Below are 14,985 nucleotides of genomic sequence, written 5' to 3'. Positions count from 1 at the left end.
TTCGTTGCTATCAGAAGCAACTTTTATATATTATCATTTACATATTATAAATGTCAACAGATAAATTAATAATTTTTAACTAGTTATTAATTGCTTGCTGCGACTTTTATAATATTACCAGCATGTTATTTCCTAGTCAACATCTTTTTTAAACTTTTTAAACATTTATTTATAATAGACGTTAAATAAAAAACAGACAGCTAAAACTTAGCAGTCTGCTCTTTATACTAACTTGCCCTTATAATATATATTGTTGAATTGCTACAAGTGCAACGACACCTGGAATACCTAAAATTCCAGAAACAGTAGATGTCGCAATATTGATCGGCACGTGTATGCCATACTTAGTCCCAATAGCATTGAGGAAGAAAAGGAAAAGAGCACCTATTACAATTTTAATCAACCCTTGTCCTACAAAACGCAATGGTTTAATGGGAGTACCTATTATCAGAAGAAGGACAATCAAACCACTGACAATAGAAATAATGACAACTGGGCTCACAAACAAAACCTCCCTAGTTCTTTTTGTATTAAAAGGTATGTCCAACTACCACAAAAAAGAACTAGGGAGTGCTTCTATTATTTCATTAAATTAACATTTCTCTCTTTAGCCTCTTTAAAAAGAAAGAAATACTTTGCTTCAGTCAGTTTTGCAGCACAAATGACCTCATCAGAAGGGTCAAAGCTTTTTTCGAGTATCGACTTTTCTTTTAGCCAGTGTTTTTTTGTTTCATGAAACTGAACTAATAACTTCTCATCGAATTCTTTTCTCAACTTTCCTTTTCGGCGAAAAAGCATACTTTATCCTCCCTCTGATTATACTTCTCTTCTGCCCTCAAGCGCTTTAGATAAAGTAACCTCATCTGCATATTCCAGATCTCCGCCTACAGGTAAGCCATGCGCTATCCTTGTTATCTTAATCCCCGATGGTTTTAACAGACGGGAGATATACATAGCGGTTGCTTCTCCCTCTATATTTGGGTTAGTAGCCATAATTACCTCTTCTACATCACTTTCCTGCAAACGCTTGATGAGAGATGGAACATTAATGTCCTCTGGACCAATACCATCCATTGGTGAGATAGCACCATGCAAAACGTGATACAATCCGTCAAATTCCTTCATCTTTTCCATGGCGATGACATCTTTCGGATCTTGAACTACACAGATTATCTTACGATTTCTTCTAGTATCCTCACATATATAACATGGGTCCTGATCCGTTATATGACCGCATACGGAACAATAAGTTAAATTTCGTTTTGCATTGACTAGTGCTTTTGCGAAATCTAGAACAGTATCTTCTTTCATATTTAATACAAAAAACGCCAGTCGAGCAGCCGTTTTGGGGCCGATTCCTGGCAATTTCATAAAGCTGTCTATCAGCTTTGATATTGGTTCAGGATAATGCATGAAACTCCTCCTTAGAACATTCCAGGAAGATTAAGTCCTTTTGTAAATTGCCCCATTGTTGAGTTTGTTAGCTCATCCGCTTTTTTCAATGCGTCATTTGTAGCTGCAAGCACAAGATCTTGGAGCATTTCTACGTCTTCTGGATCTACAACCTCTTCCTTGATTACTACATCCACTATTTCTTTATGTCCTGTAACGATTACTGTTACCATTCCGCCGCCAGCAGAACCTTCAATTCTTTTTTCTCCAAGTTCCTCTTGAGCTTCCGCCATTTTCTTTTGCATTTTTTGCATTTGCTTCATCATATTTTGCATATTACCCATTCCGCGCATAAGAATTCCTCCATTTTCATTTAAAGTTATTTATTCCTTTTGCATATTTAATATAATATGCAAATTTCTCCTGTCGTTCAACAATCAGTCCTTCAATTCAAGCAATTCTTCACCAAATAGTTTTCTTGCCTCTGCAACTACTGGGTCATCTGCCTGATTTACGTGATTTCCCTCATTTTCCTCATCGGATCCTGCATGATGGGAACTGCTTAAAAAATCTTCTCTTATTTTTAGCCATTGTTCTTCAGGGACACCTACTAATTTATACCTTCTGCCTAGCAGCTGCTGAAGAGATAACGTGATTGTCTCTATAAATTTAACATTATCCAAAGCCATTTGACAGTGGATTTCATATTTAAATTTGATAACGATTGAGTCCGTAGATGCAGCAACAGGTTCGGCTTCATTTAAAAGAGCAGCTTGAGATCTCATCTGGTTTTTAACAAGCTGTCCAAGCATATTACCCCAATTACTCTTAATGTTTTGGAGTTCTTGCTTCGTTGCCTGCTTAAGTATCTCATTAATTTTACCAGTAGGCGCTTGAAATCCTTTCCGAGTTGCTCTCACCTTTTTCTGTGGTGCAGCTTCCTCGGCTGAACTTGTTACTCCCGATTGCCTAATTCTTGCAAGTTCCTCTTCGAGACTGTTTATTTTTGAAATAAGCCCTTGTATTTCCGTGTTCGAAAAGGCTCCTGTGTCTTGTGTTGGAGAAGAGATAGCCATTTGACACAATTTAACAATTGCTACCTCTAGGAAAATTCTAGGATGATTAGTCCAGCGCATATCCTGCTGCGTCTTATTCAGCAAACCAATCAATTCATAAATTTGTTCTTGTCCATACGAGTCAGCCAAGTTTCTGAACTCATCATCAAGCATAACCCGCTCTAATGACTCTTCTAAGTTTGGTGCTGTCTTATATAGAAGCATATCCCTGTAAAAGAAGATAAAGTCTTCAATAAACCTTGAGGGGTCTTTCCCTGAAAATAGGAGTTCATCTAATGATTGTAATCCTTTAACCGTATCTTTTTCATAGACTGCTTTCGCTAAGTCGTTAAGAAACCCTTGGGAAACAGCCCCAGTCACAGTAAGCGCATCTTCCACAGTGACACTTTCCTGGCTGTAGGAAATGGCTTGATCAAGCAGGCTTAATGCATCCCGCATACCGCCATCAGCCGCTCTTGCTATCATCTGCAACGCCTTATCGTCACATGAAATGCCGGATTCATCTATAATTAGCTTCATTCTCTTTACAATAGAGTGGGCAGTAATTCGTCTAAAGTCAAAGCGCTGACATCTAGAGATGATTGTTAATGGAATTTTATGCGGCTCTGTAGTAGCTAATATAAAAATAACGTGCTTAGGAGGTTCCTCAAGTGTTTTCAACAAAGCATTAAATGCCCCAATAGAGAGCATATGAACTTCATCTATTATATAAACTTTATACGGAACAGAGCTTGGAGCGTATTTTACTTTATCTCTTATATCTCTTATCTCTTCTACTCCATTATTCGAAGCAGCATCTATCTCTATTACATCCGGTATGGAACCATCCGTAATTCCTTTACAGGCGGCACATTCATTACAAGGCTCACTGATTGGTGCTCTTTCACAGTTGACTGCTTTTGCTAAAATTTTTGCCGCACTAGTTTTACCAGTACCCCTTGGTCCAGAGAACAAATATGCATGAGTTGTTTTTTGCTGAAGAAGGGCATTTTGGAGTGTTTTCGTTATATGTTCCTGACCTACTACATCAATAAACTGCTGTGGTCTCCATACTCGGTATAATGCTTGATAATTCATCGTCCGCCCTCCTTTCTATCTGCTCTCATTATTATATCTTATCTAAATATATTTTTACATTAAAACAATGGACATTGTTATTGTTATGTATCCAAAACTATATAATCAAAAAGACTCACTCTTTTAGAAGAATGAGTCTTTTAATTATAATATTAAACTGCCGTGCACCTTTCGTCGACTAGCTCCCATAAGCGTTACTTAAGCAGTTAGCTCAGTCCAGGCAACCCTGCGGCACATGGGGGTGTCCACTTAATGCTGCTTCCTTCCGGACCTGACATAGTTCATGGATTCCCATTGCGCAGGACCCGGACGTCAACACCACTTGCTTAAGGCAGACCCTACAGGACACTAGCCTCAGAAAGGAATTCAGCCTCGCTAGAGCGGATTGCGAGTACAGGGCACCGCTACCTCCCCGCTTAGCACGACAAACTTGATACCAAATTTTAATGTGTCATCTTGGACACAAACTAAGTATACTTATATTCAAACAAAAAAGCAATAATTATAAGCTGTTAATTTTTGTAATTTCTATTTCAGCCTTCTTCTTCTTCTTTTCAGCTTTCTTTTTTGCACGAAGTTCACGGAAGAAGTTAGTCAAAAGCTCTCCTGTTTCCTCCTTGAGCACTCCTGATACTACTTCAGATTGGTGATTAAACCGATCATCCTGAAGAAGATTCATAAAAGTACCAGCACAGCCTCCCTTAGGGTCACTTGCACCATATACTACCTTTTTAACTCTTGAGAGTATGATAGCACCTGAGCACATAGCACACGGTTCTAAAGTAACATAGAGCACTGCATTATCCAGCCTCCAGCTTCCTGTCTCTTTGCAAGCTATATCTATTGCCAGAAGCTCAGCATGAGCAATTGCAGTTTGCTCTGCCTCGCGCAAGTTATGCGCTTTTGCAATAACCTCTCCATCGAGTACAATAACAGCTCCTATTGGCACTTCCCCAATAGCTCCTGCTTTCTTTGCCTCCTCTATAGCTATCTGCATGAAATACCTATCATTTTTTTCTATTTCCACTTTTCATCACCCTGTGCATACTGTCATTTTTCTTGCCAACTGTAATTTATTTTCACAAAGTTACTTAAACTAATGTCATCATTCCTAATAACTCAATAAAGAGAGGTTACTATGAGCACTTCATCTAAGGCACTTTTAATAATTGATATGATTAATGACTTCCAATTTCAGCATGGAAAAGTTTTGGCTGAAAAAGCTGCTGCAATCGCAGAAAACATTTTTGCTTTAAAGAAGTACTGTTATAAGTCCAATATTCCTGTAATCTATATCAATGACCATTATAGCTTATGGAAAGCAGATATAAACAGTATCATTGATTATTGTTCTAATGAATACAGCCACAACATCCTTGAGAAGATAGCACCACAAAAGGCAGATTACTTTTTAATAAAACCGAAGCATTCCGCCTTTTACGGCACTGCATTAAACACACTTCTCCATCAGCTTAAGGTGGATGAGCTTATCCTGACAGGCATTGCCGGCAATATTTGTGTCCTATTTACAGCTAATGATGCTTATATGCGAGAATACTCTATTATTGTTCCTGACAATGCCATCGCCTCTGTCGATGAAAAAGACAATGTTTATGCTTTAACAATGATGAAGAACGTAATGAAAGCAAAAATATTTAAGTATGAAAAAAATAATATCATGTCGTCCCCACTTCAAACATAAACTGCAATAAGTAATTTTAACAGCAGGAGGGGATTTCCCATGCAAATACATGTTGTGCAGGCAAACCAGTCATTGACAGGCATTGCTCAAGCTTATGGAACTACTGCAGCTAATATAGCAGAGGCAAATGAGTTGCCTAACCCTAATAAGCTCGTCATAGGTCAAGCATTAGTTATTCCAATTGTCGGGCGGTTTTATTGGGTGCAGCCAGGGGACAGCTTATGGTCTATCTCAAGGAGATTTGGCATTTCCTATCAACAGCTTGCCAGCGTCAACAGAATCTCGCCAAACAGTCCTTTAACAGTAGGTTACCGTTTATATATACCACAGCAAACTAAACGCGCAGGAGAGTTTAATGCATATGTTGAACCTAGAGGAACAACTGTAGCTCCTGTTCTTGAGTCTTCCGCAAGGGAAGCAGCACCTTATCTCACCTATCTCGCACCTTTCAGCTTCCAAGCGTTAAGAGATGGCAAGCTGAAGGAACCTTTACTTAATAATTTCCCTACTATTGCAGCAAATAATAATAATGTACTGATGATGGTTATCACAAATCAAGAGAATGACCAGTTCAGTGATGAGCTTGGCCGAATATTATTAAATGATCAAGCCATCCAGAATACCTTTTTAAATAATATTGTGTCAACAGCTAAAAAATATGGCTTTAGAGACATTCATTTTGATTTTGAGTTTTTGCGTCCTGCTGATCGGGAAGCTTATAATTCGTTTTTACGTAAAGCCAAAGCCCGTTTCTCACAGGAAGGCTGGCTGCTTTCCACTGCTCTAGCCCCTAAAACCAGCGCTGGGCAGAAAGGAAAATGGTATGAAGCTCATGATTACCGTGCTCACGGGCAAATTGTCGACTTTGTTGTAATAATGACATATGAGTGGGGCTACAGCGGCGGACCAGCTATGGCAGTATCTCCCATTGGCCCAGTGCGCAATGTCCTTGAATATGCCATTACCGAGATGCCCTCCAACAAAATAATGATGGGTCAAAACCTTTACGGGTATGATTGGACACTTCCTTTTGTACAGGGTTCAGTCGCAAAAGCTTTAAGTCCTCAGAGCGCCATTCAACTGGCAGCTGACAATAATGTTGCTATCCTTTACGATACAAATGCACAGGCGCCTCACTTCAACTATACAGATGCACAAGGAAGGCAGCATGAAGTATGGTTTGAAGATGCTAGGTCTATACAGGCAAAATTTGATCTAGTAAAGGAATTGAATATCAGAGGTGTAAGTTATTGGAAGCTCGGACTATCGTTTCCGCAAAACTGGCTGCTCATATCAGATAACTTTAACGTCACAAAAAGATAACCACTACACTTCAAAGGCTGCCTCTTGTTAGGCAGCCTTTTTCCAGGAAATAATATGCACTTTTATTTAACACTAGTTAATGTCCATAACCGCTTTTCATGTGTTAAAATGACTTCATATGTCTTTTTTTATCATATTTTATAAATCAGGAGGGACAAGCATTGAACAATATCCCTTTTATTACAGTAGAAGGTCCTATTGGTGTTGGAAAAACTTCCTTAGCGAAGCTGCTTTCTGAACATTTTCAATATCATCTATTAAAGGAAATAGTCGAGGAAAACCCTTTTTTAGGTAAATTTTACGAGAACATTGATGAATGGAGCTTCCAAACGGAAATGTTCTTTTTATGTAATCGATACAAACAGCTTAATGATATTCAATCCCATTACTTGGACAAGAATATTCCCGTGGTAGCTGATTATCATATATTAAAGAATTTAATTTTCGCAAAGAGAACACTACAAGAGAAAGAACTAACAAAATATATACGTATATATGATGTTTTAACAGAGGATTTACCTGCGCCAAACATTATCATCTATCTACATGCTAGTTTAGATACTCTGATGGACCGTATCCAACAAAGGGATAGAGATATTGAAAAAAATATTAGCCCTCTTTATTTAGAGCAATTATCAACCGATTATCATGAAGTGATGGAGCAGTACCAAGAACAGCATCCTCATATCCCGGTGCTGTCATTCAATGGCGATACATTAGACTTTGTGAAAAATAAAGCTGATCTTGAAACTATTATAGATAAAGTGAAGCAAACATTAAAATTAGGAGCCTATACACATGAACCTACGCACGAAATATAATATTCCAAGCAATTCTGTAATTACAATTGCCGGAACAGTCGGTGTCGGCAAGTCCACATTGACTAATGCTCTTGCTGATGCACTTCAATTCCGCACATCTTTTGAAAAGGTAGATACGAACCCATATTTAGATAAATTTTATCAAGATTTCAGTAGATGGAGTTTCCATTTGCAGGTGTACTTCTTGGCAGAAAGGTTTAAAGAACAAAAGAAAATCTTTGAATATGGCGGAGGTTTTATTCAGGACCGTTCTATTTACGAAGATACAGGTATTTTCGCAAGAATGCATTATGAAAAAGGCACAATGTCTGAAACAGATTACGAAACATATACAAGCTTGTTCGATGCAATGGTAATGACACCATATTTCCCGCATCCAGACTTGCTGATCTATTTAGAAGGTTCATTAGATGACATACTTACGAGAATTGACAAACGAGGACGGACTATGGAAAAAGAAACTCCTGTAGAGTATTGGCAAGAAATGCATACTCGCTATGAGAAGTGGATTGATTCCTTTAGTTCATGTCCAGTCTTGCGATTGAACATAAACGACTATGATGCAACAGAAGGAAGTTCTGCTATCGAACCGATAATTGAGAAGATATCTGTTATTCTTCAGCAAAAGAATCTTGTAAAAAGATAAAGAAGAGGATTATTCCTCTTCTTTTTTATATAGGAAAAAAAACAAAAAAAGCCTGCTGTAAACAGCAGACTTTTATATCTCCAATATTTATGCGCGATATTAGTAAAATAACTATGGAGGAGGAAAGGGGATTCGAACCCCTGCGCGGTTTGACCCGCCTGTCGGTTTTCAAGACCGATCCCTTCAGCCGGACTTGGGTATTCCTCCATCAGACAGATAACAATATATCATATGTAGCTTTTACTGTCAACATTTATTCAATAAATATATAGAAGAAGCATTCGCTTCTTCTATATATTTTATAATGCCCAATTAATCAGCCTATAACCTCTCTATTTCCCATATATGGACGCAGTACTTCTGGAATCACTACACTGCCGTCCTCTTGCTGATAATTCTCTAATATTGCTGCCACTGTACGCCCTATTGCAAGGCCTGAACCATTAAGTGTATGAACATGCTCTGGCTTGCCTTTTGCTTCCCTGCGGAAACGGATGTTTGCTCTTCTTGCTTGGAATGCTTCAAAGTTACTGCAAGAAGAAATTTCTCGATATGAACCATAGCTTGGTATCCATACTTCAACATCATATTTTTTCGCTGCTGTAAAGCCTAAATCACCTGTGCACATGCTTAAAACACGATATGGCAGGCCTAATAGCTGTAATACTCGCTCTGCGTTTGCTGTCAGTTTTTCCAGCTCTTCGTAAGAATCTTCCGGTTTAACAAACTTAACCAATTCTACTTTATTAAATTGATGCTGTCTGATTAGCCCTCTTGTATCTCTTCCTGCAGACCCAGCTTCAGAGCGGAAGTTTGCACTGAAAGCAGCATATTTGATCGGCAGCTGATCACCATCTAATATTTCATCACGATGCAGGTTAGTTACAGGCACCTCAGATGTAGGGATTAGGAAGTAATCCTCTTTTTCAATCAAGAACGCATCTTCTTCAAATTTAGGAAGCTGCCCTGTTCCTGTTAAGCTTGCTCTATTGACTAAAAATGGAGGAATAACTTCCTTGTAGCCATGCTCTTCTGTATGAAGGTCGAGCATAAAGTTAAATAGTGCTCTTTCTAGTCTGGCACCAAGCCCTTTATAAAACACAAAACGGCTTCCAGTAACTTTTGCTGCTCTTTCGAAATCAAGTAAATCCAGCTCTGTCGCTACATCCCAATGTGGTTTCGGTTCAAAATCAAAATTTCTTACCTCTCCCCATTTTCTAATCTCTACATTATCATCCTCTGTTTCACCAACAGGTACACTTTCGTGGGGAAGGTTTGGTATTCCGAGCATAATTGCCTGCAGTCTCTCTTCAACCTGGCGAAGCTCATCATCAAATCCTTTAATTTTGTCACCAACTTCACGCATTTCCAAAATTAAAGATTCAGCATCCTTCTTTTCACGCTTAAGTGCAGCAACTTGTTGGGATACCTCATTTCTTCTGCTTTTTAGTTGTTCTGTTTCTACAATCAGCTCTCTTCTTCTTGTGTCAAGCTCCTCAAAATGATCCAATTCAGACAGATCTTCGCCTCGATGCTGAAGCTGTTCTTTTACAAATTCAAAATTAGCACGTACAAACTTAATATCAAGCATGTATTCTTCCTCCTTGCTTTTTTAGCTATATGCTCTAAACGATAAACCCTTTAGCAGAACACAAAAAACTCCCGTCCCCAAAAAAGGGACGAGAGTTACCCGCGTTGCCACCCTAGTTGAAAGCAAATATGCTTTCCACCTTAAATACATAACGGTTTTTAGCCGAAAACAATTACTTGCCATCTTACATGGCGTTCCTTGTTTTTACTCTAGGATGGATTCACAGGCTTTATTCACCGATTCACACCAGCCATCGGCTCTCTTTAGAATAATGTATTCCTGCTACTGATTCCTATCAGTGTAGATGTCATATAAAAGTTTTTTTCATCGTACTATAATTATGAACAAAGTTCAACCACTATATACAAATTAGTTCTTTTTTGATTCATCTACCATAGAAATGAAATATCCTGTCAACCGGTGATCTTGTGTCAGCTCTGGATGGAAGGAACAACCAAGAAATTGTCCTTCTCTCGCTGCTACAATCCTGCCGTTATGCTTAGCAAGTACTTCCACATTCTCACCTGCACTTACAATATGCGGTGCTCTTATAAATACAGCAGTGAAATCCTCAGCTACATTAGCTATATCCAAATTTGCTTCAAAACTGTCCACTTGACGGCCGAAAGAATTTCTTTCCACATGAACATCCATAACGCCGATATGGGGCTCTTTATAACCTTCAATTGATTTTGCTAAAAGGATTAAGCCTGCACATGTCCCAAACATCGGTTTTCCTGATTCAGCAAACTTCTTTAAAGGCTTCATAAAATCATACTTATCAATAAGTCGACGCATTGTTGTGCTTTCGCCGCCTGGAATAATCAAACCGTCAACCTCGTTCAGTTCTTCTTTATTTTTCACAAGAACTGCCGTTGCTCCATTAGCTTCTATTGCATTCATATGTTCTCTAACAGCTCCCTGAAGGCCAAGAACACCTACTTTTATATCTGTCATAGTTTTATCTCCTTATTACCAGCTATGCTCCTTCATGTACGCTTCTGGTCCCCAAACTTACAATCTCATCGCCAAATAGCTGTAATCAGTTTTTTTCAGATCTTCATCTTGGTAATATTCTAAGGCTTTAGCGAATTTTTATATATTCTGTGTTAATAACATCCCGAACTACAATGTACTTATGGTTATCTGCCAGTTTCTCCGTAGCTATAATCATTCAAAGCCCCCTATTTCCGCCTTCTATTCGCAGAGCCTGCTTAATTAACCAAAAGAATATGATTTGTATTGTATAAATTTCCCTAATGAAAATAAACAATAAAAAATGGTTCCTGTCAAGACAGGAACCATTTCTTTTTTTATTAAAACCATCCTTTTACTGTGGATGAAACACTATCCCAAATATTTGCAAAGAATGAACCTACGCCACGCATTGCTAATACGAACCAGTTTGCTTTTTCAACTGTTTCGGCAGCAACAACATCAACGCTTGCCTTTTCTGATCCATCACTAGTTAAGAACGGAACTGCTTTTCCATCCTTTGTCTCTAAAGTAATATAACCAACCTTATCACCTTTTTTGACTGGAGCTGCCAGTTCACCCTTGCTGTTTAACTTTTTGTCATCCAATACTAGCTTTGCCACATAGTTTTCTTTATCTTCTTTTTTAATCACTAAATTAACAGCATCGCTTGTTTGAATTTTTACAGAGTCTTCTTTACCTTTTGTTACTTTAACAGATTCGTTTCCCTTTACTGTGTAACCCGCAGGAAGAATCTCTTCTGTGCTGAAATTGTTAAAGCCATAATTCAACAGTTTAGTTGCGTCTGTGAAACGGCTGTTTTTCGTTTCGCTCTTCATAATTACTGCAATAACACGTTGATCTCCGCGTTTAGCTGTTGCAGTTACATTGTAGCCTGCATAATCTGTAGAACCTGTTTTAAGACCATCTGCTCCTTCATATCCAAACACCAAAGAAGGCAACAGCCAGTTAAAGTTATCATATGTTCTACCATCACGGAATTTTAGCCTTGGCATGCCAGATGTCTCCAGCACTTCAGGGTAATCATTCAGCAAGTGATAAGCAAGTGATGCAACAGTTTTCGCAGACATCTCATTTTCATCTGTTTCACTGCCTGCAGGGTGATTGCCCAATAAGTCGCTGTTATTTAATCCAGATGAGTTTACAAACTTATAATCTTTAAGCCCGAGCTCCTCTGCCTTTTCATTCATAACATTAATATAGTTTTTTTCTGTTCCAGCAATTAGTTCAGCCAATGCTACTGTCGCAGCATTGCCAGAAAATATACCCATCGCTTGGTAAAGCTCTTTTACAGTGTATTCTTCCCCCTCTGTCAATCCTATGTTAGAAAGACCAGGAGCACCAGATAAACGGTGAATATAATTATTTATTTTAACCTTTTGATCCCAGCTAATTTTTCCTTCTTTTATTGCTTCAAGGACAATATATTCTGTCATCATTTTTGACATGGATGCTACACCCATTAGTTTATCTGCGTTCTTTTCGTATAATATTTCCCCCGTGGCAGCATCAACTAGTATAGCTGCACCAGCTTCCAATCCTAAAGTATCCTCATTCTCAGCTGCCTTTGCTTGTTGCGGTAGACCTGCAGCAACGGTGCTCACGAAAAGCACGGCCATAAGTACATACAGCGTCCACTTTTTTAATTGCATCAATGATAAAACCTCCAACACATTATTATTATCTATTAAACTTTAAATTATTTTTTTAAATTAAGAATTTCCCTTGTACAGTTTACCATAAAAAAAACAAAAAAAATAGACGGTGATAGAGTTCACCATCTATTGTAATATTCCGTAACAATTGCAAAACTACTTAAGAAATAGAGTAGTTTGGAGCTTCTTTTGTAATTTGGACATCATGCGGATGGCTTTCTCTTAAACCAGCGCCTGTCATTTTTACAAATTGTGTATTTTCTCTCAAATCAAGAAGATCTTTCGCACCACAATATCCCATACCAGAACGGATACCGCCTACTAGCTGATAAATTGTATCAGAAAGAGGTCCTTTATATGGAAGTCGCCCTTCAATACCTTCTGGAACAAATTTTTTGTTATCTTCTTGGAAGTAGCGGTCTTTAGAACCTTTTTCCATTGCTGATACAGAACCCATACCTCTGTATACTTTAAAGCGTCTGCCTTGGAATATTTCCGTTTCTCCAGGGCTTTCAGATACCCCAGCAAGAAGGCTTCCCAACATAACAGCATGTCCGCCAGCAGCCAGTGCTTTTACGATATCTCCTGAATATTTAATTCCTCCGTCAGCAATGATTGCTTTACCGTGTTTTCTAGCTTCTGTTGCACAATCATAAACTGCCGTAATTTGTGGAACACCAACACCTGCAACAACCCTAGTCGTACAGATTGATCCTGGTCCGATTCCTACCTTCACCACATCTGCTCCTGCTTCTATAAGTGCTCTTGTACCTTCAGCAGTAGCTACATTCCCAGCGATAATAGTTAAATCAGGGAAAGCATTCCTTATATCTCTAATACCGTCTAGAACACCTTTAGAATGTCCATGAGCAGTATCAATAACGATAGCATCTACTTGGGACTTAACTAAAAGCTCAACCCTTTTAATAGCATCGCTCGTTACGCCTACAGCAGCACCTACAAGCAATCTACCTTGTGCATCTTTAGCAGAGTTAGGGAACTCAATAACCTTTTCAATATCTTTAATTGTAATAAGGCCTTTCAAAACTCCCTCTTCATTGATAAGAGGCAGCTTTTCAATTTTATGTCTTTGCAGAATTTTTTCTGCTTCCTCTAATGTTGTACCTACTGGAGCCGTTACTAAGTTGTCCTTAGTCATTACATCACTAATTTTAATGGAAAAGTCTTCAATGAAACGAAGGTCTCTGTTTGTTATGATACCTACAAGTTTTTGCTCATCATGGTTATTAACGATAGGTACACCTGAAATGCGATATTTTGACATCAGATGTTCTGCATCAAATACTTGATGGTCTGGAGTTAGAAAAAATGGATCAGTAATTACACCACTCTCAGAGCGTTTAACTTTATCTACTTGCTCAGCTTGCTGTTCAATTGACATATTTTTGTGAATGATTCCCATTCCGCCTTGTCTAGCGATTGAGATTGCCATTTCAGCCTCTGTTACAGTATCCATACCCGCACTAATCAATGGGATATTTAATTTTAAATTAGACGCCAATTCTACTTTTAAGCTTACATCTCTTGGCAATACTTCTGATTTGGCAGGTATCAATAAAACATCATCAAAGGTTAAACCTTCTTTAGCAAATTTACTTTCCCACATTTTAACGCCTCCATTTAGTAAAAAAATATTATTAGTAGGTTATCAATTGGACAAAATACTGTCAAGGTTAGTTCAATAAGTTTCATTTTTCAAAAAATTCAGGAGGCAAACATATGTACAGTTCTTATAAGGACTGGGACTCGTTTAGCTGCTTTTTTTCCGCAGAATATTCCCAGCTTTTTCTAAAAAAATGCTATAAATTACTACATACCAGTGATGTCGATACGAAGAGCTATCAAAACTGCTATCCATTTATTTATTTTCTTGAGCATGGTAAGCTCTATTATCAACAAGCCCTAAACTCACCAATAAATATCCAGCCAGTTTTACTTTTTTACGGGTTTGTTCATCTAATAAAAGCTTGTCTCCTTACAATAGATCCTGCCTATCCAAGCAGTACCTCTGTACTAGCTCATGGTGTCTCAACAAGAAAAAGAAAAAAACAACAATACTTATTTTTTAAGGATGAAATAAAAATTCAAAAAAACGGATTATTTGCATGTATGTCGGAGAATATGTTTCAGCTTCCTTCAATTGAAGGAGAGAAGTTTAATATGGGTGAACTATTAAAACAAATACCTGAACTTAATGACTTATTCCATATATTCACAGGAAGTCCAACCTTTTTGCCGGTTACCCTTTCCAGTACAGAAGCAACCATCCCTTCTAAAGTGCTAGATAGTTACTTTATGAGTCAAGGCCGTTTTCAGCAGTACTTAGAAGACCAGTTAGGAATTCCTATTAAGGGGATAAGCACGAATAAAACTAGTCTTAATATTTCTTTTTCAGATAGCTTGCAGCCGGCTGCCCCGTTCTACTTCCATGTAACGGATGCTCAATACTATATTCCGGTAGAAAAACGCAGTGTACAGCTGCCTGAAATTCTTGTGCATTATTTATTATTATATAATTTGAGCATGATTGCCAGGTATGAAATAGAGTGGTGGAGTGAACTGATGAAGACGATGCCTAATCAAGATTATCCATATATTGAATCCTTTTTATCAATAGCTGCCAAAAAGGGGCCGCAGCTTATCTTTCAATTTTTAGCAAACAAAATGTAGCTTAGATTTCCTAAT

The 14,985-nt window shown here is 38.1% G+C and carries 15 protein-coding genes, 1 tRNA gene, 1 other RNA gene and 1 other annotated feature; of the genes, 5 read left to right on the top strand and 12 right to left on the bottom strand.

Annotated features, from left to right (window positions below; genetic code table 11):
* Positions 1–238: 238 nt before the first annotated feature.
* From ACLIJJ_RS26640 to tadA, 7 genes are all read right to left on the bottom strand, one after another.
* The gene (locus ACLIJJ_RS26640) at positions 239–502 is read right to left on the bottom strand and encodes a pro-sigmaK processing inhibitor BofA family protein (protein ID WP_233319446.1); all 264 of its coding nucleotides are present in this window, start codon (positions 500–502) and stop codon (positions 239–241) included.
* Between the two features lie 77 nt (positions 503–579).
* Positions 580–798 (bottom strand): YaaL family protein, encoded by a 219-nt coding sequence (locus ACLIJJ_RS26635; protein ID WP_233319449.1) that lies wholly within the window; start codon positions 796–798, stop codon positions 580–582.
* A gap of 18 nt (positions 799–816) precedes the next feature.
* Positions 817–1,413, bottom strand: coding sequence for a recombination mediator RecR (gene recR / locus ACLIJJ_RS26630; RefSeq protein ID WP_185764898.1), 597 nt, complete (start codon positions 1,411–1,413; stop codon positions 817–819).
* A gap of 11 nt (positions 1,414–1,424) precedes the next feature.
* On the bottom strand, positions 1,425–1,745 hold the full coding sequence (locus ACLIJJ_RS26625) for a YbaB/EbfC family nucleoid-associated protein (RefSeq protein WP_233319451.1): 321 nt from the start codon (positions 1,743–1,745) through the stop codon (positions 1,425–1,427).
* Positions 1,746–1,829: 84 nt separating this feature from the next.
* Positions 1,830–3,545, bottom strand: a complete 1,716-nt coding sequence (gene dnaX, locus ACLIJJ_RS26620; RefSeq protein ID WP_411412004.1) for a DNA polymerase III subunit gamma/tau — start codon at positions 3,543–3,545, stop codon at positions 1,830–1,832.
* Between the two features lie 160 nt (positions 3,546–3,705).
* Positions 3,706–3,970, bottom strand: an RNA gene (ffs, locus tag ACLIJJ_RS26615) — signal recognition particle sRNA large type.
* A gap of 77 nt (positions 3,971–4,047) precedes the next feature.
* Complete coding sequence (gene tadA / locus ACLIJJ_RS26610) at positions 4,048–4,566, bottom strand: tRNA adenosine(34) deaminase TadA (RefSeq protein ID WP_251648279.1); 519 nt, start codon at positions 4,564–4,566, stop codon at positions 4,048–4,050.
* A 117-nt stretch (positions 4,567–4,683) separates the two neighbouring features.
* On the opposite strand from tadA, the gene ACLIJJ_RS26605 reads away from it, so the two are divergent.
* The 4 genes from ACLIJJ_RS26605 to ACLIJJ_RS26590 all read left to right on the top strand — a co-directional run bounded on the left by ACLIJJ_RS26605 (position 4,684) and on the right by ACLIJJ_RS26590 (position 8,037).
* A complete protein-coding gene (locus ACLIJJ_RS26605; RefSeq protein ID WP_192486472.1) occupies positions 4,684–5,247 on the top strand; it encodes a cysteine hydrolase family protein in 564 nt (187 codons plus the stop codon).
* 39 nt (positions 5,248–5,286) lie between these two features.
* Entirely contained in the window at positions 5,287–6,570 is a 1,284-nt protein-coding gene (locus ACLIJJ_RS26600; protein WP_192486473.1) for a glycoside hydrolase family 18 protein, read from the top strand.
* A 161-nt stretch (positions 6,571–6,731) separates the two neighbouring features.
* On the top strand, positions 6,732–7,391 hold the full coding sequence (locus tag ACLIJJ_RS26595; RefSeq protein WP_192486474.1) for a deoxynucleoside kinase: 660 nt from the start codon (positions 6,732–6,734) through the stop codon (positions 7,389–7,391).
* Complete coding sequence (locus ACLIJJ_RS26590; RefSeq protein WP_192486475.1) at positions 7,369–8,037, top strand: deoxynucleoside kinase; 669 nt, start codon at positions 7,369–7,371, stop codon at positions 8,035–8,037. Before ACLIJJ_RS26595 ends, ACLIJJ_RS26590 begins: the two co-directional genes overlap by 23 nt.
* Positions 8,038–8,151: 114 nt before the next feature.
* Here the strand turns inward: ACLIJJ_RS26590 and ACLIJJ_RS26585 are convergent.
* From ACLIJJ_RS26585 to guaB, 5 genes are all read right to left on the bottom strand, one after another.
* Positions 8,152–8,244 (bottom strand) — tRNA-Ser (locus tag ACLIJJ_RS26585).
* A 109-nt stretch (positions 8,245–8,353) separates the two neighbouring features.
* The gene (serS, locus tag ACLIJJ_RS26580) at positions 8,354–9,628 is read right to left on the bottom strand and encodes a serine--tRNA ligase (RefSeq protein WP_192486476.1); all 1,275 of its coding nucleotides are present in this window, start codon (positions 9,626–9,628) and stop codon (positions 8,354–8,356) included.
* An 81-nt stretch (positions 9,629–9,709) separates the two neighbouring features.
* Positions 9,710–9,936, bottom strand: a binding site (T-box leader).
* Positions 9,937–9,997: 61 nt separating this feature from the next.
* Positions 9,998–10,585, bottom strand: a complete 588-nt coding sequence (pdxT, locus tag ACLIJJ_RS26575; protein ID WP_192486477.1) for a pyridoxal 5'-phosphate synthase glutaminase subunit PdxT — start codon at positions 10,583–10,585, stop codon at positions 9,998–10,000.
* A gap of 359 nt (positions 10,586–10,944) precedes the next feature.
* Complete coding sequence (locus ACLIJJ_RS26570; protein ID WP_311315985.1) at positions 10,945–12,276, bottom strand: serine hydrolase; 1,332 nt, start codon at positions 12,274–12,276, stop codon at positions 10,945–10,947.
* 163 nt (positions 12,277–12,439) lie between these two features.
* On the bottom strand, positions 12,440–13,906 hold the full coding sequence (gene guaB / locus ACLIJJ_RS26565) for an IMP dehydrogenase (RefSeq protein ID WP_192486479.1): 1,467 nt from the start codon (positions 13,904–13,906) through the stop codon (positions 12,440–12,442).
* Positions 13,907–14,019: 113 nt separating this feature from the next.
* Between guaB and ACLIJJ_RS26560 the strand changes: the two genes are divergently transcribed.
* The gene (locus tag ACLIJJ_RS26560; protein WP_237940502.1) at positions 14,020–14,970 is read left to right on the top strand and encodes a YaaC family protein; all 951 of its coding nucleotides are present in this window, start codon (positions 14,020–14,022) and stop codon (positions 14,968–14,970) included.
* The last annotated feature ends 15 nt before the right edge of the window (positions 14,971–14,985 follow it).

This window comes from Niallia laureatilytica (assembly GCF_046613985.1).
In the GTDB taxonomy this organism is placed as follows: domain Bacteria; phylum Bacillota; class Bacilli; order Bacillales; family Cytobacillaceae; genus Niallia.
This window is presented reverse-complemented; position numbering and strand designations above follow the sequence as displayed.